The sequence below is a fragment of the Microtetraspora malaysiensis genome, from assembly GCF_050947145.1.
GTDB lineage: Bacteria > Actinomycetota > Actinomycetes > Streptosporangiales > Streptosporangiaceae > Microtetraspora_A > Microtetraspora_A malaysiensis.
Genome location: NZ_CP191998.1, coordinates 818,596 through 838,357, shown reverse-complemented (window position 1 = coordinate 838,357; position 19,762 = coordinate 818,596). Strand labels below are relative to the sequence as shown.

The window sequence follows — 19,762 nt, the reverse complement described above, 5'->3', positions numbered from 1 at the left end:
CGTATGGATGCCAACTTCTTCGATCTGTCCGACGACACACCGGTCTACGTCATCTCGGTTGCCGCCCAGCTCTCCGGTCTCCATCCGCAGACACTCCGACAGTACGACCGGCTCGGCCTGGTCAGCCCGGGACGCACGGCCGGTCGCGGGCGGCTCTACTCGACGCGAGACATCGTGCTGCTGCGCGAGGTGCAACGGCTCTCCCAGGAGGACGGCATCAACCTCGCGGGGATCAAACGCATCCTCGAACTCGAAACCGAGACCCTGCGCCTGCGCGACGAGGTGGTACGGCTCCGCAGCGAGCTGACCATGATCCGCGCGCTGGTCAGATACGAACTTCCACCAGCCTGATCCGGGAATTCACGGGCCCGCGTGACGCGCGGCGGTGATCGCGCCGAGCGGTTCGGGGAGCGCAGCGCCCCTTGACCGCCCGGCGTCGAGGAACAGCCGCCGCGCCGGTCTCGCGTGCCCGCTGAGCGAAGCGAGGCCACGAACCACCATGGACTACAAGCTGACGCAGAAGAGCCAGGAGGCCCTGGCAGGGGCGGTCCGGCGGGCGGCCGCGGAGGGCAACCCCGAGGTGGCCCCCGTGCACCTCCTCACCACGCTGCTCGCCCAGACGGGCGGCACCGCCGTTCCCCTCCTGGAGGCGGTGGGCGCGGACTGGAAGCAGCTCCGGACCAAGTCCGAGGAGCTGCTCGCCGCGCTGCCCAAGGCGCAGGGCGCCACGGTGAGCGCCCCGTCGAGCTCGCGGCAACTCCTCACCGTGCTGAACACCGCCGCCCAGCGTGCCAAGCAGCTTGAGGACGAGTACGTCTCGACCGAGCACCTGCTGGTGAGCCTCGCGGCCGACGGCGGCCAGGTCGCCGACCTGCTCAAGGCGCAGGGCGCGACGCCGAGCGCGCTGCTCGACGCGTTCGAGAAGGTGCGCGGGCACGCCCGGGTCACCAGCGAGACCCCCGAGGACACCTACCGCGCCCTGGAGAAGTTCGGCGTCGATCTCACCGAGCGGGCCAGGGCGGGCAAGCTCGACCCGGTCATCGGCCGGGACACGGAGATCCGCCGGGTCATCCAGGTGCTCTCCCGCCGGACCAAGAACAACCCGGTGCTGATCGGCGAGCCCGGCGTCGGCAAGACCGCCGTGGTCGAGGGCCTGGCGCAGCGGATGATCGCCGGTGACGTGCCGGAGAGCCTCAGGAACAAGCGGCTCGTCGCGCTGGACCTCGGCTCGATGGTCGCCGGCGCGAAGTACCGCGGCGAGTTCGAGGAGCGCCTCAAGGCCGTGCTCAACGAGATCAAGGAGAGCAACGGCCAGATCGTCACCTTCATCGACGAGCTGCACACCATGGTGGGCGCGGGCGCGGCCGAGGGCGCGATGGACGCCGGCAACATGCTCAAGCCCATGCTGGCGCGCGGCGAACTCCGCATGATCGGCGCGACAACGCTCGACGAGTACCGCGAGCGCATCGAGAAGGACCCCGCGCTGGAGCGCCGATTCCAGCAGGTCTACGTGGGCGAGCCGACCGTCGAGGACACGATCGCGATTCTGCGCGGTCTGAAGGGCCGCTACGAGGCCCACCACCAGGTGCAGATCTCCGACAGCGCGCTGGTGGCCGCGGCGACGCTCTCCGACCGCTACATCACCGCGCGGTTCCTCCCGGACAAGGCCATCGACCTGGTCGACGAGTCCATGTCGCGGCTGCGCATGGAGATCGACTCCCGGCCGGTGGAGATCGACGAGCTCCAGCGCATCGTGGACCGGCTCAAGATGGAGGAGCTCGCCCTCGTCAAGGAGACCGACGAGGGAAGCCGCCAGCGACTGGAGAAGCTCCGCGAGGAGCTGGCGAACCGCCAGGAGGAGCTCAACGGCCTCGTCGGCCGCTGGGAGCGCGAGAAGGCCGGGCTGAACAAGGTCGGCGAGCTGAAGAAGCAGCTCGACGAGGCGCGCGGCGCGGCCGAGCGGGCCCAGCGCGACGGCAAGTTCGAAGAGGCGTCCCGCCTGATGTACGGCGAGGTCCCCCGGCTGGAGAAGGAGCTGGCCGAGGCGACCAGGGCCGCGGAGGAGGCCGAGGAGGCCGACGAGCCGCCGATGGTGAAGGAGGAGGTCGGCCCGGACGACATCGCCGACGTCATCTCGTCCTGGACCGGCATCCCGGCCGGCCGGCTTCTCGAAGGGGAGACCGCCAAGCTGCTGCGGATGGAGGACGAGCTCGGCGGGCGTCTGATCGGCCAGCGCGCGGCCGTGCAGGCCGTGTCCGACGCGGTACGGCGGGCCCGGGCGGGCATCGCCGACCCGGACCGCCCGACCGGCTCCTTCCTCTTCCTCGGCCCGACCGGCGTCGGCAAGACCGAGTTGGCCAAGGCGCTGGCCGAGTTCCTGTTCGACGACGAGCGGGCGATGACCCGCATCGACATGAGCGAGTACGGCGAGAAGCACAGCGTGGCGCGGCTCGTCGGCGCCCCTCCGGGATACGTGGGATACGAGGAGGGCGGCCAGCTCACCGAGGCCGTCCGCCGCCGGCCGTACACGGTGGTGCTGCTCGACGAGGTCGAGAAGGCGCACCCCGAGGTCTTCGACGTGCTGCTGCAGGTGCTGGACGACGGCCGGCTCACCGACGGCCAGGGCCGTACGGTGGACTTCCGGAACACCATCCTGATCCTCACGTCCAACATCGGGTCGCAGTTCCTCGTCGACCCCAAGATGGAGAACGGCGCCAAGCGCGAGGCCGTGATGACCGCGGTCAGGGGCGCCTTCAAGCCCGAGTTCCTCAACCGGCTCGACGACGTCATCGTGTTCGACGCGCTCGGCACCGAGGAGCTGTCGCAGATCGCCGACCTGCAGGTGTCGCGTCTGGCGGCGCGGCTCGCCGACCGCCGGCTCACGCTGAGCGTCACACCGGGTGCCCGCGAGTGGCTGGCGATGACCGGCTACGACCCCGTGTACGGCGCACGCCCGCTCCGGCGGCTGATCCAGTCGGCGATCGGCGACACGCTGGCCAAATCGTTGCTCTCCGGGGAGATCCGCGACGGCGACGACGTGGTCGTGGAGCTCGACGAGGCCGGCGACACGCTCGCCGTTCGGGCCGTTCGGTAAGGAATCCCTCACCATTGCGGCAAGCGCGCCCCTAGGAATGCCCCCGCCGGTACGTTCGGTGTTCGTAGCGACACGCAACGTAATCAGGGGGACTCGATGTCAGGAACATCGCGAAGCGTCCGAGCGCGCCATGCCGCGCTCGCCACCGTGACCGCCGGCGTGAGCTGGTTCGCCGGCGGTCAGGCGGTCGCGGCGGCGGAGCCGTGCACGGGCACGACAGCGGGTGCGACGCGCGCCGCCTGCGAGGCCGTCACCGCGAACGGCCCGGCCCGGGCCGCGCACCTCATCACGATCGACAGAGTCGCCCGCGCGGCCGGACTGCCCGGCCTCTCCTCCGCGGCCGGGGTGCTGAGCATCGCCGACGCGGGCGGCGCGGCCGCGGGCCAGGGCTTCCCCGGCCTGCCCGGCTTCCCGTCGGTCTCCGCCGTGACGTCCGGCCTGCCGAGCCCGCTCGCTATACCGGTGCGGATCCCGGAGCTGCCGGACGTTCCGGCGCTGCCCGCGATCCCCACGCGGCCCGACGCCGCCGCCGGTGAGTCCGCCCGGCCGGCCACACAGCCGGCCACACAGCCCGCCGCTCAGCCGGTCCCGGGCGCCACGCAGCCCGCCGCTCAGCCGGTCCCGGGCGCCACGCAGCCGGCCCACCAGAAGCCGGGCAAGGCGGCGAAGCGGGCCGCGCGGACGAAGGCCAAGCCGGCGGCCCTGCTGACGAAGGCGCAGAACGCGCCGAAGGCCCCGGAGACACGGCCCGCCAAGAAGGACGGAGCGGTCGCCAAGATCGCCAAGCGCCTGATCGACACCACGGTCCTGCCGTAGGCGGGCCGTACGCGTCCGCCCACCGGGGGGCGGGGACGACGAAACGAGAAGGGGCCGCGGTCGCGGCCCCTTCGTCATGTTCCGGTCAGCGGGCGATGTCGAGCGAGGCGTCCAGGTCGTCCTCGGGCAGCCCGAGATCGACCCTGATGCGGTACCTGGTGCGCAACAGGGCCTCCCGCATCGTGGTGCCGAGCGGGCAGGCCGCGGCCCCCTCGGTCGCCCACTCGTGCGCGCCCTCCAGGTCCCCGTACGCGACCAGCGTCTCGGCGACGGTGAGCGCGGTGGCGGGGTTCCAGACGCCGTGGCGGATCTCGGCGATGATCTCTCGCGCCTCGTCGAGGCGGTCGAGTTCGAAGAGCGTGTCGGCGATGCCGGAGCGCGGGTCCACGAGGACCTCTCCGCCGTCTCGCGCCGCCTCGCGGAAACGATCGAGGGCCACCTCGGGTTGGCCCGCTTGCCGCCACTCCTCCGCCGCCATGACGAGTATCGCCGCCCGTGACATCTCTCCGGACTCGTAGAGCCGGGCCAGCGTGTCGAGCCGGCGTGCCAGAGCACCGTGGTCGTCGAGCAGCAGTGCTTGGTCGAGCAGTCGATCCAGCTGTTCATGTGTCACATGCGCCACAAGGCGAGGCTATCGAGGCGGCCCACCTGTTCGCCGGACATCCGCCCGCATTCCTCATATCACGAATTGCGTTCGATTAACTACGAAGTGTGTTTGGAGGGGGGTAATCGGGCATATTGCCATGGCGCATGGCGAGCGGGGGACGGTGATCCGGATGTTCAGGCAGGTGAGTATGACCTTCGCTTCGGCGGTCGCGCTCTCCGCCGTGATCCCCGGCCTCGTCGGTTATGCCACGGCGAGGTCCGAAGCCCTGGAGCGGGCGAGCGCCGAGCTGACGCGGTTGCAGTCCGAGATGTACTCCACCGGAGCCTCGATGCGGTCGGTCGCCGCCTCCTGCCTGATCGCCCGGCCGCTGAAGCGCAAGCACGCCGTCCCCGTCCAGGTGCGCTATCGCCTGATGCCACTCTCCGACCCCCTGTCCGACGAGGGGGACCGGCTCCTCCCGCGCCAGGACGACTGACGCCCGGATCAGCCCGCGCGGAGCTGGCGGGAGAGGTAGCCGCGCACCAGTTGCTTCGCTTCGGCGACGATGTCGGGAGCGCCGTGGGGATCGCGCCGGAAGGCCAGCTTCAGCACCGCGTCACCCGCCTCGACCGCGACGAGCATGGCGCGGTCCAGCTCCTCGCTGTCGGCGAGGCCGAACTCCTTGAGCAGCAGCGCCCGGAGCCGTCCGGCGATCACCGTGTTGTTGTCCGCGACCGAGTCGATGAGGTTGAGATCCACGATGTCGCCGAAATGCAGCGACCGGAACCCCGGAACGGCCCGATGCATCTCGACGTACTCCTCGATGATGGCGTCCACGGCATCCCACCACCCGGTGTAGTCATCCGTGATGAACCGGCGGCCCACGCGGGCGACGAAGAGCTCGACATGGCGCCGGGTCAGCGCCTGGGTGATCGCCCGCTTGTCCGGGAAGAACTGGTAGACCGAGCCGATCGCGACACCGGCGCGCTCGGCGATGCGGGTCGTGGTGAGCGCCTCGTAGCCGATCTCGTCCAGCAGCTCGGCGCACGCGTCGAGCATCCGTTCGACGCGCCGGGCGCTGCGGCGCTGGGACGGGCGACGGCGGAGCGGGTCGGGATCGGCGGGGTTGACGTCCTCTTCAAGCTGAGTGGACATCCCTCCATATTGCCCGTTCAGCGCCTTCCGGTCAGTCCCCTCCCGGACAGTCACTCGATTTCCTCGGCCGCGCCTCGACCCGGAGCGCCGGCGGCCGTCTCACTGCTCGCCGGACGGGCGGGCGGTCAGCCCCGTGCACTGGCGCAGCGACGCGTACTCGGCCAGGGCCTGCTTGCCGGCCTCGCCGGTCACCGGGATGGGCACGCCGCCGTTGATGCGGGCCGGGGTCCACCGGTCCTTGAGCACCTTCCTGCCGTTGATCGTGAGGGTGAGCACGCCGGTCTTCCCGGTCTCGGGGCCCCAGTTGTAGAAGACGAAGTTGCCCAGGCCGTAGTGAACGTAGCTCCGGCCCGAGTAGCCGCCGCCGAGCAGGATGTGCGCGTGGCTGCCCACGATCACGTCGGCGCCCGCCTCCGACAGCTTGGTGGCGAGGTCGCGCTGGACATCGGTCGGGCACTTGACCAGCTCAGCGCCCCAGTGCAGGAACACGATCACCGTGTCGGAGTTCTTGCGGGCCTGGCGTACGGCCTGCAGGAGGCGCGGCTCGTTCTTGGCGGAGGCGAGGCCCGCCTTGTCGTCGGTGGCCGTCCAGGCCTGGATGAACTCGGAGTCGAGCACCTGTGTCGCGCCGATGACCGCCACCCGGTTGCCCTTCACGGTGGCCCGGAACGGCCGGTACGCCTCGGCGGCGTTCTTCCCGATGCCGATGGCGGGGAACTTGGTGCGCTTGATCGCGGCGAGCGAGTCCTGCAGCCCGCTCTCCATGTAGTCCATGCCGTGGTTGTTCGCCATGGTCACGGCGTCCACGCCGGCGGCCTTGAGCGCGCTGAAGGCGGTGGGGGGCGCGCGGAAGGTGAACTGCTTGCCCGGCGCGGGCGTGCCACCCGTGGTGATCGCGGTCTCCAGGTTGAGCACGGTCAGGTCGGACCGGCGCAGCACATTCGCGATCGGGCCGAGCGCGGTGCGCGGGTCGTTGTTCAGCCGGGTCCGCAGCACGCCCTCGAAGTGCACGTCGCCGGCGAACGAGATCGTGTACGGCTCAGGGGTCGGCTCCGGCTCCGCCTGCGTGGGCGAGGCTTTTGTGGCGCCGGTCTTCTTGGACGCCTCCGGGATGGGCTCACCTTCCGCCGCCGTACAGGCGGCGACCAGGAGGGTAAGGGCGACCAAAGCGGCGACGCGAATCTTCACGGAATCTGAGCATGCCATCTCTTGGCGATATCTGGGGAATAGGCCATCTTCTCGCCATCAAACTTGCAGACCTCAAAGACCTGATCTCTTCAACTCTGCGGGGATGCGGCGTCCGGAATGGGGACACGCCGGGGAGGAAGGCAGCGCACCCGAAAACCGAGGTCCCCGGCGGATCTGCGCCGGGGACCTCGGTTGCGTCTGGCGGGACCCGCCCCGCGCGCCGCGGGAGAGCGCGCCCTCGGAGGCCGACCGCGAGCACCTGGAGAGCAACGTCGTGACCACACCCCGGACCCCGAGGTCACCTCGGACATGAACTACTGGACCAACGTCAACAAGGACCTGGGCCGAGGCGTCGCCCAGAGCCTCGGCATATGCCCCATCAGATACGGCTCACATCTCAGCAGTGAGGCGCAATCCGTATTTTGGAGCAAACATTTCTTTTTACATGTACACGTGACATATTGGCGTGGTGCAGCCGAAGCACCGCGACCGGATAAGCCGTGCAGTACTTCCGACAGTTGCCGTCCTTACGGTCACGGGGAGCACTCTGATCACCCTGGGCAGCCCCTTCCTGCTCAAACGCCTAGGGTCTGCACCCGGCCTCGATTGGGTGACCCTCAGCAACATCGGGCAGACCTACGGAGCCGCCTCCGCCCTGCTCTCCGCTCTTGCCCTCATCGGAGTGTCTTGGTCTCTATATCTCCAATCACGAGAATCCCTGGCGCTGCGAAAAGATTCTGAGCGGAACCAACACTTCCATCTACTTCAACTCGCCATCGAAAACCCCGCACTGTTGAAAGGCGAGGGATTTCCAACAAAAAGGGAGCTGGGATACGATCCGCGCGTCCACCTCTACTTCAATCTCGTGATCTCTTTCTGGGAAATGATGTACGAAGTAGGAGAAATGCCGGAGCAAATTCTACGCGAATACGTCAAAGCGGACTTGCTTTGGGCGACACCCGGCCGACGCTTCTGGGAGAGAACGCGAAACCAGCGATTAAAGTCCGCAAAGAACAAGAGGCAAAGCGAATTCTGGGCCATCGTGGACAGCGAATGGAAGGAAGCTCACGAAAGATGGGGTTCCCCTGGTTCGACAGCAAAGCGGGGCGACAACCAAAAACTTCTTCCCGCCATTTTGATCAGCTGTTCGTTGGGTGTCGGAATGACGACAGGCTGGCTGGCAGCAAGGAAGAGAAAGCGTCAATGAGTACCGGCCCTACACCGAGACAGCGAGGGCCGGACTGCCGGCTAAAGGTCGAACTCTCCGTCCTTGACGCCACCTACAAAAGCGTTCCACTCCCCCGGAGTGAAGACGAGAACTGGGCCATTCTGGTTCTTACTGTCTCGGACACCAATGTGCCCGCCGGGCAGCGAAGCGACCTCCACGCACTGCCCGTTACCACCACTCCGATCGCTCTTTTTCCACACTACCCGAGACGGGTCTATCGGAAACATAGAATTTATCTCTCCCCCGAAAGGAGGACCGCACTCTCCCTCCGGGCACTTGAATGGAAGTAGCTCACTTCCATTGCCGGATTGCCTGTTCAATTATTCGACGAGAATCCTCGACATCGAGCGCTTCGGCCCTCAGATAGTCGAATGCAATCTCGTAGCCATACGCCGTATCCTCGTCCTCCACGAAGTTGGCACCATAAAGCGTTTCAAGATATACAACATCATGAAATTCCGGCATTTTCAGGTGTAGGAAAGATCCGGACTGGCCCGGATGCGCAGCCCTCAATGCCAGAATCTGAACGCCGACGTTCGGCTTATACGACATCTCAATCAGGCGTTCGAGTTGACGCTGCATTACCGCGGCGGATCCAAACTGCCGGAGGAGGACGGACTCGTCCATAACCACCCACAGGGTGAGTGGCTCCTCCTCGCGCAGGATGATCTGCTGCCGCGCTATTCGCGCCTCGACTCGGCTGCGCACACCCCCTTGTGCGAACCGCGTGAACGGCTGAACCGACTTCACGACCTCGAGAGCGTACTCTTCGGTCTGGAGGAGGCCGGGCACCACCTGGGGTTCCCAGTTGCGCGCTAAGGTGGCCTCCACCTCCAGCCCCAGCAGAGTGGTGTACTCATGGGGCAGAGAGCTCTGGTAGTCCTCCCACCAGCCCTTTCGCGCGGCGTCCCGATGCAGGTCGAGCAGCTCTTGGCGCCGACCCGAATCTACCTCGTACGCCTCCAGGAGCGCCTCGACGTCCGCCTTTCTTGGCGACGTCTTGGCGGTCTCGATGCGGCTGACCTTCGCCGCCGACCAACCGAGTTGCGCGGCGACCTGGTCTCCGGTGAGCTCGGCACGCTCCCTGAGGCGGCGAAGCTCTTGTCCGAGCCTGCGCCGACGGACGGCAGGACTCCCGCGTTCGGACAACTCGGTCGACCTCCTCACCCGCAGTGGAAGGCATACGGGGGCGGACGCCCCTACTCGGGCATCGTAATGCAATTTGCACCGTTACATGCGGCGCATCTTCGGAAGTTCGTTGCAAGTTTCCTTACGTTGAGTATTGCAAGGAAATCGCTCCGGCGTCACGATCGAACCAACAGGGGTACTCAGGGGAGTGATCGAGACACAGAAGTGCCGGGCCGGAAGGCTGCCACCGCCCGACCCGGCGGACAAACGAGAGCTCCTCATCGAAGCGGCGAAAGGGGAGTCTCCTATGCATTTCCACGGTACCAATCGGCTCTTACGAATCAAGGCCCAGCTTGGCGGCCTCGCCGGCCAGGCCGACCGGGATCTCTGCGTCGATCAGGATTGGTGGGCTCACCGCCTCGGCTGGACGGTCACCCGCACCGGCTTCGGCGCCCGCCGTTACCGCGACCCCCGATTCGACCTCGTGCTCGAACTTGAGAGGGCCGCGCCGCGCGCGTAACCGCGCGACAGGGCCGGACAAGCCAGCCCCGAAGCTTGGGGGGCCTCGCTTCGGGGCTTTCCCGTGTCCACACCCACACCGCGCCGCACGACGCCACGCCCGGGCGCCGCACGACAGTCGGATCGTCATCCCACGTCATCACACCAATGGATGCACAGGGTCACCATACGACCGCGATATGTAAACAAGCGCTTGAGGGCCGGGCGTACGTTGATCACGAAGGTTAGGCTTGCCAAGGTGACCATCGCAACCCAAGAGGATCGCCTGCACGCACAGATCAGCTTCGCCATGGAGATCGACAAGCTCAAGCGCGTCATCCGGCGCAACACGCTGATCGACGGGTCGCGACGGGAGAACGGCGCCGAGCACTCCTGGCACGTCGGCATGCTGGCGATGACCATGGGTGAACACGCCCCTCCCGGAACGGATCTGGAGCGGGTGGTCGCCCTGCTGCTCGTCCACGACCTGGTGGAGATAGACACAGGAGACTGTTTCCGTCACGACGTGCCCGGCGAGACGCGGCCCGGCCTCCAGCAGGACGGCCCCGGCCCGGACACGCTCGCCGCGGCGACCCGCATCTTCGGCCTGCTCCCCCACGACCAGCGCGTACGGCTCCGCGCGCTGTGGGACGAGTTCGAGGAGCGGCGGACGCAGGAGGCCCGGTTCGCCAAGGCGCTCGACCGGCTCGCCCCCATCCTGGCCAACCACCACAACGAGGGAGGGACCTGGGCCCTCTACAAGGTCACCGCCCGCCACCTGGCCGACAGCGTACGGATCATCCACGAGGGCTCGGCCACGCTGGGCGCCTACGTGGCCCGGATGATCGAGTCGTCCGTCGCCCGGGGGCACCTCGCCCCCTGAGCGTCCACCGGTGTTCGCCTCTCCAGGCCGGGGGTAAGTGCTGGTACAAGGGGGCGAAAATGGACAAAACGACCAGATCGCGGCGGGCGATCCGGCTGGCGCGCAAGATCCCGCCGGGGAACATCCTCGACGGACTTGAGCACGCCACGGCCCTCGACCGGCCGATCCGGGTCATCGCGAAGGCCGTACGCCGCAAGCTGGGCCCGGGGCCGGTGCGCGACCTGCTGCACGGCGTCCCCATCGGGCACCCCCTCCACCCCTCGCTGGCCACGATCACCATCGGCTGCTGGGTGGGGGCGGCGGTGGTCGACTGGGCCGACGCGGACGAGCGGGCGTCCCAGGTGCTGGTGGCCGCGGGGCTGGGCACCGCGCTGCCGGCGGTGGCCGCCGGCCTGACCGACTGGTCCACCCTCCACCGCGAGCAGCAGCGCGTCGGCTTCGTCCACGCGCTGACGAACGCGACCGCGACCGGCCTCTACACCGCGTCGCTGCTCCTGCGGATGGCCGGCAAGGATCGGGCGGGCCGACTCCTCTCGTTCGCCGGGCTCGGCGCCGCGTTCGGAGGCGCCTATCTGGGCGGGCATCTCGCGTATCGGCAGGCCGCCGGCGCCAACCACGCCGAGTCGCTCAGCCACCTCGTACCGCTCGGCTGGCACGACCTGTGCGCGCTCAAGGACCTGCCCAACGGCCGGCCGGTGACCCGGCGGCTCGGCTACATCGACCTGTTCGTGCTCCGGCTCGGCGACGGCGTGAGCGTGCTGGCCGACCGCTGCGCCCACCTCGCCGGGCCGCTGCATCAGGGGCGCCTCGTCATGGAGGAGGGCGAGGCGTGCGTGGTGTGCCCCTGGCACGGCAGCGTCTTCCGCGTCTCCGACGGCACCGTGGCGCACGGCCCGGCCACCGCGCGACAGCCCGCATTCCAGACTCGCCTCCGCCGGGACGGCATCGTGCAGGTCCGCCCCGCGCCGTGACGGCCGGGCCCTCTCAGTCGTCGGGACGGCGTTCGTCCACGGGATGCTCGACCAGCGCGAGGATGCGGCTGGACATGAAACGCGCGGTGCGGACGGGGGTGCCGGTCCGCGTGACCTCGCTGACCTCGACGATGCCGCGGCCCGTGGTGATCTCGACCCGCCTGCCCGCCCTGGTCGCGACCACTTCGTAGGTGCGGGGGGTGCCGCCCGCATCGATGACTATTTCTACCCGGTCGCCCTTCACAAAGAAGTACATACCCGGCGAACAACCATCGATCACCTGTGCGATCCGGCGGATCGGACCGACGACCGTCGACAGGAAATATTCTGGATGACAGGATGCTGTCTCGCAGAACGCAACGAACGACGAACCGCACCGACCGGGGTGAACTGACATGGGTGATGCCGCCAGGCCCGTTCATGAGGACTCCGCCGACGCGAAGGCGGCTCCGGCCATCCAGACCGTCCAGCGCGCCGCACTGATCCTCAGCGCGTTCACGGTCAGCCGCCCCCAGCTCAGCCTGAACGAGATCACCAGCAGCCTGGGCACCAGCAAGGCGACCGCGCATCGGTACACGAAGGCGCTGCGCGAGAGCAACCTGCTGCGCTACGACGACCGTGAGGCGCTGTACTCCCTCGGCCCGCAGATCCTGACGCTGTCAGCCGCCGCGCGGGCCGGGATGCCGGTGGTCGGCATCGCCGGGCCGTACATGCAGCGGCTGGTGCGCGAGATCGACGAGACCGTGGTGCTGAGCGTCTGGGACGGCGACACGGCGGTCGTGGTGCGGGTGGACGACAACACCGACCGGATCATCCGGGTCAGCGTGCGCACCGGCTCTCGGCTGTCGCGCACCGAGTCGGCCCAGGGCCGGGTCTTCTGCGCGTTCCTGCCGGAGGAGGAGGTGCCGGGGCTCGCGGAGGACGTGCAGGCGAACGCCGAGCTGCGCCGCGAGCTGGAGAAGATCCGGCGGAACAACATCTCGGCCAACACCCCGTCGGTCAACGGGGTACGCAGCATCGCGGCGCCGCTGTTCCGCGGCGACACGCTCGTCGCCGCCATGGCGATCGTCGGGACGACCGCCTCCGTTCCCGAGGGCACCCGCTCACCGCTCGCGGAGGCGCTCAAGCGGACCGCCGCCGAGGTCAGCGCCGAGCTGGGCCGCGAGGCGCGCTGACCCCTCGCCGGCGCGACCGCGCCCCGCGATACGACGAGCGCCCGCCGATCAGGCGAGCAGCTTGGCGATCGCCACGACACCGATGCAGACGATCACGGCGCGCAGCACCGGGGCGGGCAGTCTGCGGCCCAGCCGGGCGCCCACGAACCCGCCGACCCCGGTGCCCAGCGCGACCAGGAGCGCCGCGAGCCAGTCCACCTGCGTGACCAGGGAGAACAGGATCGCGGCCGTCAGGTTGACCAGCAGCGACAGGAAGTTCTTCGCCGCGTTGATCCGTTGCAGCTCCTCGTCGAGGAAGATCCCGAGCAGGCCGATCAGCACGACGCCCTGGGCGGCGCCGAAATATCCGCCGTAGATGCCGGCGCCGAGCACGGTCAGCCACAGCCAGGGGCCGCCGTGCGGGTGCGTACGCCGTCCGGCCAGCCAGCCGTTGAGCTTCGGCTGCACGACCACCAGCACGCAGGCCGCCCCGATCAGAACGGGGACGATGAACTTGAAGACCGTCTCGGGCAGCCGAAGCAGCAGCACCGCGCCGATGAGCGAGCCGATTACGGACGCCGCGCCGAGCCGCAGCAGCCGGGAACGCTGACCGGTGAGCTCGGGCCGGTAGCCCAGCACGCCGGTCACGCCGCCGGGGACCATCCCGATGTTGTTGGAGACGTTCGCCACGACGGGAGGCAGGCCGACCGCCAGCAACGTGGGAAACGTGATGAGCGAGCCCGATCCGACGACCACGTTGATGCCACCGGCCCCGACCCCGGCCGCGAAGACCGCGACCGCCTCCAACGGCGTCAAGTCCTGCTCCCTCGAACGGCTATCGCCCCGAGCCCGATGGTAGATGGAGGTCCGCCGCGATTGTCCAGCCGGGGTACGGCGAGGCCGACCGCCGGCCGGGAGGCGCGCCCTCCGTCCGTTGACCGGCCGCGCGGGAACGCGGCCGGGTCGGCGACGACGTCGGTCAGCCCGGCCCTGGCGACCGGCCGTGACGGTCAGAACGGACGGTCGGTCGTGCCGGTCAGAACGGGCGGGCGTACCAGCGGTCGCCGGACCCGCGCTCGAGCCGCAGCGGCACGCCGAACGTGCGGGACAGGTTGTCCCCGGTCATCACCGACTCCACCGGCCCCTGGGCGACCACGGAACCGTGGCGCAGCAGCATCACGTGGGTGAATCCGCTCGGGATCTCCTCGACGTGATGGGTGACCAGGACCATCGTCGGCGCCTTGGGGTCGCGGGCCAGCCCGCCGAGACGGCGGACGAGGTCCTCGCGCCCGGCCACGTCGAGCCCGGCGGCGGGCTCGTCGAGCAGCAGCAGCTCGGGGTCCGGCATCAGGGCGCGGGCGATCTGCACCCGCTTGCGTTCTCCCTCGGAGAGGGTGCCGAAGCGCCGCCTGATCAGGTGGGCGCAGCCGAGCTGGTCGATGAGCTCGACCGCGCGGGTGACGTCGTGGGAGTCGTACTCCTCGTTCCACCGGCCGAGGATGGCGTAGGACGCGGTCAGTACCAGGTCGATGACCTTCTCGTCCGGCGGCACCCGCTCGGCCAGCGCCGAGCTGGCGAGGCCGATCCGGGGGCGCAGGTCGAAGACGTCGGCCTGGCCGAGCCGCTCGCCGAGGATCTCGACCGCTCCCTCGGCGGGGAAGAGCAGCGCCGCGGCCACCTGCAGCAACGTGGTCTTGCCCGCTCCGTTGGGGCCGATGACGACCCAGCGCTCGTCCTCGCGGACGGACCAGTCGATGGCGCGCAACAGCGCGGCGCCGTCCCTGCGAACCGTGACATCCCGCAGCCGCAGCACCTGACCGCCCATGTGGCCCCCTCCTGTGGTTACTCAGATAAAACTATTGCAGCCGGTCGGCATATCGTGGATCGGGTGCGCATGGATTCACCGATCTCAGCCGTCCTCGTCTCGTGGGGGAACGCCTGGCTGGGCGGGCACGTCGGGCTGGACGAGGCCGTGGACCACGTCGAGCGGGCCGGCGGCCCCCAGGTCGTGGCCGACGGGCCGAGGGAGTCGACGCTCCGCGCCTTCCTCGCCGAGCTCCGCTCCGAAGGGCTCGGTTCGTTCCGATTGGCCCTGCCGGTGCCCGGCGACCCGCTCGGGCTGGCCGGGCCGCCCGCGTTCAACATGAGCGCCATCGACGCCGGCCAGGCCGTGATCGCCGTGCTGCGCGGCCGTCGCCTCGGCCTGGTGCCCGCACCGGACCGGCGCGGCTCCTCGTATGCCGGGGTGCGCTGGACGGCCGTCGAGTCGACGGACAGCGAGCCCTACGTGCCGTCGCTGGCGGAGGCCGAGCAGGCGCTCACCGGCGCGATGCGCGCCGCCACCGACGCCTTGCGTGGCGTGGCGGGGCCCGCCCCCGGCGCGCCAAGCCTGCGGGACGCCCACGAGACGCTCGCCCCGGGCTATCCGGGACGGGCCCACCGGGTGGGCGCGCTCGCCGCGCGGCTGTCCGAGGCGCTCCGCCTCGCCGGGGAGCGCGGCCTGACCTCCGGCCAGCTCGCCGCACGCGGCGAGGCCCTGCGCGAGCTGGACCGGGCCGTACGGCGGGCACGGGTCGCCGCCCACCATGCCATCGTGGAGGGGCAGCCGCAGGGCTGACCCCTCAGCCGAGGCCATGCCGTACCGCGTAGAGGGCGGCCTGGGTGCGGTCTTGCACGCCGAGCTTCATCAGGACGTTGGAGACGTGGGTCTTCACGGTCTTCTCCGCGACGAGCAGCTCTCTGGCGATCTCGCGATTGGACCGGCCTCCGGCGATCAGCCGCAGCACCTCGCGCTCCCGCTCCGTCAGGGCCGCGCCGGCGTCGGCCGCGGGGCGGTCGTCGCCGGAGATCATGGCCTCGGCCGCCTCGGGCGCGAGCAGCACCTGCCCCCCGTGGACCGCCCGGATGGCCTGGACGAGGGCGGTGGGATCGACGTCCTTGTACAGGAATCCGGCCGCGCCGGCCCGCATCGCGGGCGCGACGTCCGCGCGGTCGCTGACCGAGGTCAACACGATCACCCTGGTGCCGAGGGCGCCGGCGGAGCCGAGCCGGGTCAGCGCGCCCAGGCCGTCGAGCACGGGCATCTTGAGGTCGAGGAGCAGGATGTCCGGCCGCAGCGACTCGGTCAGCGCGACCGCCTCCGCGCCGTCGGCGGCCTCGCCCACCACGGCCAGGTCCTCCTGGATCTCCAGGAAGGTGCGCAGACCCTGGCGGACGACGGGATGGTCGTCGGCGATCAGGACATGGATCATGCGGGCACCACCAGCCGTACCGTGGTGCCCGCCCCGGGCGCGGACACCACCTCCAGCGATCCCCGGGCGTTCTCCGCGCGGTCGCGCATCGAGGCCAGACCGAGCCCCTTGACCGGGTCGGCGTCCGGTTCGAATCCCTTCCCGTCGTCGCCGACCTCCAGGACCAGCGCGCCGTCGCGGCGTGAGAGCCGTACGTCGACGTGGGCGGCCTCGGCGTGCCGTACCGCGTTGTGCAGGGCTTCCTGCGCCACCCGCAACACCGTCACCTCGGCCATGACGTCGGCTCTGGCGACGGACGGATCGCCCTCGAAGGTGAACCGGGCCGACACCGGATGCAGCCGGTCGAGCAGGTGGACGTGCTTGCGCAGGGTCTCGACCAGGCCGTGCCGGTCCAGCTCGGCCGGGCGCAGCTCGACGATCACCGCGCGCAGCTCGGCCAGGGCCTCGCCCGCCAGGCGCTGGACCTGGTCGATCTCCCGGACGGCCCGGCCGGGATCGGTCTCCAGCAGCGACGCGGCCGCCTGCGCGGTCAGCCGCAGCGAGAAGAGCTTCTGCGACACCGCGTCGTGGAGCTCGTGCGCCATGCGGGTGCGCTCCTCGATCACGGTCAGCTCGCGCCCCCGCTCGTACAGCCGGGCGTTGGTGATGGCGATGGCGGCGTGTGCCGCGAACATGGTGAGCAGGCCCTCGTCGGCGGCGGTGAACCCGCCCGGCGTCCGCTTGTTGGAGAGGAAGATGATGCCGAGGACCTGGTCGCCGTCCCGGATGGGCACGCCGAGGAAGTCCTTGAGCACGGGATGCGCCCGCGGCCACCACTCGAACCGGGGATCCCTGCGGATGTCGGCCAGCCGGACCGGATCGCCGTCGCGCAGCATCGCGCCGAGCATCCCGTGCTGGCGCGGGGTGGGGCCGATGGCCTCCCACTCCTCCTCGGAGATGCCCTCGGCGACGAACTCGGCGAACGCGCCCTGGTCATCGGGGACGCCGAGCGCGGCGTAGCGCGCGTCGAGCAGCTGGCTCGCCGACCGAACGATGACCTGCAGCACCTCGCGCACCGACAGGTGACGGGTGACCGCGAGCACGGCCGAGCTGACCGCGTGCAGGACGGCGTCGCGCGCGGGGGCGTCGCACTCGCCGACCGGGGGCGGTTGAGGTGTTCGCTCGGGCACGCCCCCACCATATGGGGGGCGTGCGACATCGCCGCGCCCGCCCGCTCACGTGACGGCCCGCCCGCGCGTCCTGGGCGGGTTGGACAACGGTCCTAGGGCCAACTGCCGAGGCGGAGCGGGGCCTCTCGCCCGATGCGCGACGACCGCCCGGTTTCTAGCGTCAGCGGCATGAAGCACGCACTCATCACCGGCGCCTCCCGCGGCCTCGGGCTGGCGCTCGCCCGGGCGCTCGCCGCGGAAGGCTGGGCCCTCACCCTCACCGCCCGGAGCGAGGAGGACCTCCACTCCGCCGCCTTCGACCTCGACGCCTCCGCCGGCGTGGCGGCCATCGCGGGCGACGTGGCCGACCCCGCCCACCGGGCCCGCCTCGCGGAAGCCGCACCCCGGCTCGATCTCCTGGTGAACAACGCGAGCGGGCTGGGGCCGACGCCGCTTCCCGCACTGGCCGGATATCCGCTCGACGGGCTGCGCGACCTGTTCGAGACCAACGTGATCGCGCCGCTCGCGCTGATCCAGGCCACGCTGCCCGCTCTCCGCGAATCGGGTGGAGCGGTGCTGAACATCTCCTCCGACGCGGCCGTCGAGCCGTACGAGGGCTGGGGCGGCTACGGCGCGACGAAGGCCGCGCTCGACCAGGTCTCGAACGTGCTGGCCGTCGAGGAGCCGGACGTCGCGGTCTGGTGGGTCGATCCCGGTGAGATGCGTACGCGGATGCTCGCCGACGCGGTCGGCGCCGAGGAGGCGGCCGCCGCCCCCGAGCCGGAGACCGTCGCCCCCGCGCTGCTGCGCCTCGTCGCCGCCCGCCCGGCCAGCGGCCGGTTCACGAGGGACGCGCTGGAATGAGCCCGGCCGTCGACTTCACGCTGCCCGCCGTACTGGAGGCGCACGAGCCGCCGGAGGCGCGCGGCCTCGGACGGGACGGCGTGCGGATGCTCGTCTCGCGCAAGGACACCGGGGAGATCGCGCATCGGGCCTTCCGGGATCTGCCGGGGATTCTCGCGCCGGGCGACCTCCTCGTGGTGAACAACTCGGCAACCATGGCGGCGGCGGTGCGGCTCGACCGCCTGGCGGTGCACTTCTCCGGCGAGCTGCCCGGCGGGGAGTGGCTGGTCGAGCTGCGCAGTCGCACGGAGCGCGGGACCGTGCCCTACACGGGCGGGTCGCCGGGAGAGTGGCTTCCCCTGCCCGGGCAGGCCACGCTGCGGCTGCTGCGCCGGGAGACGCCCCGTCTGTGGCGGGCGGAACTGGACCGCGACGTTCCGGGCTACCTGCGCAAACACGGCGTGCCGATCCGCTACTCGTACGTGGAGCGGGACTGGCCGCTGGACCACTATCAGACGGTGTTCGGCGTCACGCCGGGCAGCGCCGAGATGCCGAGCGCGGGCCGTCCCTTCACCGCCGAACTGGTAACCGCCCTGGTCGCGCGTGGCGTCGTGGTCGCGCCGATCACGCTGCACACCGGCGTGGCGTCGCCGGAGAAGGACGAGCCTCCCTATCCCGAGCGCTTCCGGGTGACCGAGTCCACCGCCCGGCTGGTGAACCTGACCCGCGAGGGCGGCGGGCGGGTCGTCGCCGTGGGCACCACGGTGGTGCGCGCCCTGGAGAGCGCGGCGCGGACCGGTGTGGTGGAGGCGGCGGAGGGGTGGACGTCGCACATCGTGACGCCCTCCGAAGGCGTACAAGCGGTGGACGGGCTGATCACCGGACTGCACGAGCCGCGCTCCAGCCATCTGATGATGCTGTCCGCCGTCGCCGGGCGCGAGCTACTGTCGCGCTCCTATCAGGCGGCGCTGGACGGCGGCTACCTCTGGCACGAGTTCGGCGACACGCACCTCATCCTTTAGCCGGTCAAAGAATCCGACAGATCACGACATTTCCCCGCTAAACCGGAGAAGCAGTAAAACTTTCATAAAAAAGATCTTTACCGGTGATCTCCCGGGTGATACAACCTGAGCGTTTACTGGGGGGCCTTTTCCTCCTTCCCCCCTTAGTCCTCTCTGGGAGACAAAACACATGCGTCAGCCGATCGCCAAGATCGCCATGCTCGCGCTGGTCGCCCCGCTCGCGGGCACCACGCTGCTCGCCACGGCGCCGGCCGGGGCCACGGCGGCGACGACCGCCGCCACCACCACGGCCAGCGACCCGTTCAGCGTCTTCAAGATCTCGAACGTCAAGTACACCAAGAAGGCCAAGCCCGGCGGCCTGGTCAAGTACACCTTCACCGCGACCAACACCGGTCCGTACGACGCGGACTACTACTGGATCGGCGGCACCCTGCCCAAGGGTGTGGACACCAAGAAGAAGCTCTACTGGAACGGTCCCAAGGGCACCGAGTGCGACTGGGAGGGCAGCGAGTTCTGGTGCTGGACCCCGCACGTCCTTGAGGTGGACGAGAGCGACTGGCTCTCCATCCAGTTCCGCCTCAAGAAGACCGCGCGCGGCGCCCAGGTGGGCGCGGTCGGCGCGATCAACTTCGACGTTCCGCACGGCGCCGAGGACCTCGACAAGAAGCGCCTGAAGGAGCTCGGCATCAAGGGCTGGATCTACACCAAGAAGGTCAAGACCGCGGTCGTCCGCTAGCGCGCTGTCCATAACCGTTCACCGGGATCGAAGGAACCGACCCGGCCAAGGTTCGTGGACA

At 69.8% G+C, this 19,762-nt stretch carries 23 protein-coding genes; 13 read left to right on the top strand and 10 right to left on the bottom strand.

The window, feature by feature from the left end; all coding sequences use genetic code 11:
• Positions 1-3: 3 nt before the first annotated feature.
• The 3 genes from ACQP1V_RS04140 to ACQP1V_RS04130 all read left to right on the top strand — a co-directional run bounded on the left by ACQP1V_RS04140 (position 4) and on the right by ACQP1V_RS04130 (position 3,910).
• Positions 4-351, top strand: a complete 348-nt coding sequence (locus tag ACQP1V_RS04140; protein WP_066942203.1) for a heat shock protein transcriptional repressor HspR — start codon at positions 4-6, stop codon at positions 349-351.
• Positions 352-499: 148 nt separating this feature from the next.
• A complete protein-coding gene (clpB, locus tag ACQP1V_RS04135) occupies positions 500-3,094 on the top strand; it encodes an ATP-dependent chaperone ClpB (RefSeq protein WP_433418908.1) in 2,595 nt (864 codons plus the stop codon).
• A gap of 96 nt (positions 3,095-3,190) precedes the next feature.
• Positions 3,191-3,910, top strand: a complete 720-nt coding sequence (locus ACQP1V_RS04130; RefSeq protein WP_433418906.1) for a hypothetical protein — start codon at positions 3,191-3,193, stop codon at positions 3,908-3,910.
• Positions 3,911-3,995: 85 nt separating this feature from the next.
• Here the strand turns inward: ACQP1V_RS04130 and ACQP1V_RS04125 are convergent, their stop codons facing one another.
• A complete protein-coding gene (locus ACQP1V_RS04125; RefSeq protein WP_433418904.1) occupies positions 3,996-4,523 on the bottom strand; it encodes a hypothetical protein in 528 nt (175 codons plus the stop codon).
• A gap of 181 nt (positions 4,524-4,704) precedes the next feature.
• On the opposite strand from ACQP1V_RS04125, the gene ACQP1V_RS04120 reads away from it, so the two are divergent.
• Positions 4,705-4,992 (top strand): hypothetical protein, encoded by a 288-nt coding sequence (locus ACQP1V_RS04120; RefSeq protein WP_433418903.1) that lies wholly within the window; start codon positions 4,705-4,707, stop codon positions 4,990-4,992.
• An 8-nt stretch (positions 4,993-5,000) separates the two neighbouring features.
• Here the strand turns inward: ACQP1V_RS04120 and ACQP1V_RS04115 are convergent, their stop codons facing one another.
• Both ACQP1V_RS04115 and ACQP1V_RS04110 read right to left on the bottom strand, forming a co-directional pair.
• Positions 5,001-5,651 (bottom strand): TetR family transcriptional regulator, encoded by a 651-nt coding sequence (locus tag ACQP1V_RS04115; RefSeq protein WP_433418901.1) that lies wholly within the window; start codon positions 5,649-5,651, stop codon positions 5,001-5,003.
• A gap of 99 nt (positions 5,652-5,750) precedes the next feature.
• A complete protein-coding gene (locus ACQP1V_RS04110; RefSeq protein WP_433418899.1) occupies positions 5,751-6,857 on the bottom strand; it encodes a CapA family protein in 1,107 nt (368 codons plus the stop codon).
• A gap of 448 nt (positions 6,858-7,305) precedes the next feature.
• Between ACQP1V_RS04110 and ACQP1V_RS04105 the strand changes: the two genes are divergently transcribed.
• On the top strand, positions 7,306-8,046 hold the full coding sequence (locus ACQP1V_RS04105; protein ID WP_433418897.1) for a DUF6082 family protein: 741 nt from the start codon (positions 7,306-7,308) through the stop codon (positions 8,044-8,046).
• A 41-nt stretch (positions 8,047-8,087) separates the two neighbouring features.
• On the opposite strand, the gene ACQP1V_RS04100 is transcribed toward ACQP1V_RS04105, so the two are convergent.
• A complete protein-coding gene (locus ACQP1V_RS04100) occupies positions 8,088-8,294 on the bottom strand; it encodes a DUF397 domain-containing protein (RefSeq protein WP_433418895.1) in 207 nt (68 codons plus the stop codon).
• 64 nt (positions 8,295-8,358) lie between these two features.
• Entirely contained in the window at positions 8,359-9,216 is an 858-nt protein-coding gene (locus tag ACQP1V_RS04095) for a helix-turn-helix domain-containing protein (RefSeq protein WP_433418893.1), read from the bottom strand.
• 187 nt (positions 9,217-9,403) lie between these two features.
• On the opposite strand from ACQP1V_RS04095, the gene ACQP1V_RS04090 reads away from it, so the two are divergent.
• The 3 genes from ACQP1V_RS04090 (at position 9,404) to ACQP1V_RS04080 (ending at position 11,547) form a co-directional block, all read left to right on the top strand.
• The gene (locus ACQP1V_RS04090; RefSeq protein ID WP_433418891.1) at positions 9,404-9,715 is read left to right on the top strand and encodes a hypothetical protein; all 312 of its coding nucleotides are present in this window, start codon (positions 9,404-9,406) and stop codon (positions 9,713-9,715) included.
• Between the two features lie 288 nt (positions 9,716-10,003).
• Entirely contained in the window at positions 10,004-10,576 is a 573-nt protein-coding gene (locus ACQP1V_RS04085) for an HD domain-containing protein (protein ID WP_433425753.1), read from the top strand.
• 59 nt (positions 10,577-10,635) lie between these two features.
• Complete coding sequence (locus ACQP1V_RS04080; RefSeq protein ID WP_387412343.1) at positions 10,636-11,547, top strand: Rieske 2Fe-2S domain-containing protein; 912 nt, start codon at positions 10,636-10,638, stop codon at positions 11,545-11,547.
• A gap of 13 nt (positions 11,548-11,560) precedes the next feature.
• Here ACQP1V_RS04080 and ACQP1V_RS04075 read toward each other — a convergent pair whose 3' ends face one another.
• A complete protein-coding gene (locus ACQP1V_RS04075) occupies positions 11,561-11,803 on the bottom strand; it encodes a hypothetical protein (protein ID WP_218001928.1) in 243 nt (80 codons plus the stop codon).
• A gap of 139 nt (positions 11,804-11,942) precedes the next feature.
• On the opposite strand from ACQP1V_RS04075, the gene ACQP1V_RS04070 reads away from it, so the two are divergent.
• Entirely contained in the window at positions 11,943-12,722 is a 780-nt protein-coding gene (locus ACQP1V_RS04070; RefSeq protein WP_433418889.1) for an IclR family transcriptional regulator, read from the top strand.
• 48 nt (positions 12,723-12,770) lie between these two features.
• Here ACQP1V_RS04070 and ACQP1V_RS04065 read toward each other — a convergent pair whose 3' ends face one another.
• A complete protein-coding gene (locus ACQP1V_RS04065; protein ID WP_433418887.1) occupies positions 12,771-13,517 on the bottom strand; it encodes a sulfite exporter TauE/SafE family protein in 747 nt (248 codons plus the stop codon).
• A 220-nt stretch (positions 13,518-13,737) separates the two neighbouring features.
• Positions 13,738-14,526, bottom strand: a complete 789-nt coding sequence (locus ACQP1V_RS04060) for an ABC transporter ATP-binding protein (RefSeq protein ID WP_067136602.1) — start codon at positions 14,524-14,526, stop codon at positions 13,738-13,740.
• A 69-nt stretch (positions 14,527-14,595) separates the two neighbouring features.
• Here ACQP1V_RS04060 and ACQP1V_RS04055 point away from each other — a divergent pair, with 69 nt between their 5' ends.
• Positions 14,596-15,318: a hypothetical protein gene (locus ACQP1V_RS04055; RefSeq protein WP_433418886.1), complete on the top strand. Its 723-nt coding sequence runs from the start codon at positions 14,596-14,598 to the stop codon at positions 15,316-15,318.
• A 4-nt stretch (positions 15,319-15,322) separates the two neighbouring features.
• Here ACQP1V_RS04055 and ACQP1V_RS04050 read toward each other — a convergent pair whose 3' ends face one another.
• Both ACQP1V_RS04050 and ACQP1V_RS04045 read right to left on the bottom strand, forming a co-directional pair.
• Positions 15,323-15,952, bottom strand: a complete 630-nt coding sequence (locus ACQP1V_RS04050) for a response regulator (RefSeq protein ID WP_067136598.1) — start codon at positions 15,950-15,952, stop codon at positions 15,323-15,325.
• The gene (locus tag ACQP1V_RS04045) at positions 15,949-17,121 is read right to left on the bottom strand and encodes a GAF domain-containing sensor histidine kinase (protein WP_433418885.1); all 1,173 of its coding nucleotides are present in this window, start codon (positions 17,119-17,121) and stop codon (positions 15,949-15,951) included. The genes ACQP1V_RS04050 and ACQP1V_RS04045 overlap by 4 nt, the downstream gene beginning before the upstream one ends.
• Positions 17,122-17,289: 168 nt before the next feature.
• On the opposite strand from ACQP1V_RS04045, the gene ACQP1V_RS04040 reads away from it, so the two are divergent.
• From ACQP1V_RS04040 to ACQP1V_RS04030, 3 genes are all read left to right on the top strand, one after another.
• Entirely contained in the window at positions 17,290-17,964 is a 675-nt protein-coding gene (locus ACQP1V_RS04040; RefSeq protein WP_433221684.1) for an SDR family NAD(P)-dependent oxidoreductase, read from the top strand.
• A complete protein-coding gene (locus tag ACQP1V_RS04035; protein ID WP_433418883.1) occupies positions 17,961-18,965 on the top strand; it encodes an S-adenosylmethionine:tRNA ribosyltransferase-isomerase in 1,005 nt (334 codons plus the stop codon). Before ACQP1V_RS04040 ends, ACQP1V_RS04035 begins: the two co-directional genes overlap by 4 nt.
• Before the next feature lie 169 nt (positions 18,966-19,134).
• Positions 19,135-19,701 (top strand): hypothetical protein, encoded by a 567-nt coding sequence (locus tag ACQP1V_RS04030; RefSeq protein WP_387412352.1) that lies wholly within the window; start codon positions 19,135-19,137, stop codon positions 19,699-19,701.
• The last annotated feature ends 61 nt before the right edge of the window (positions 19,702-19,762 follow it).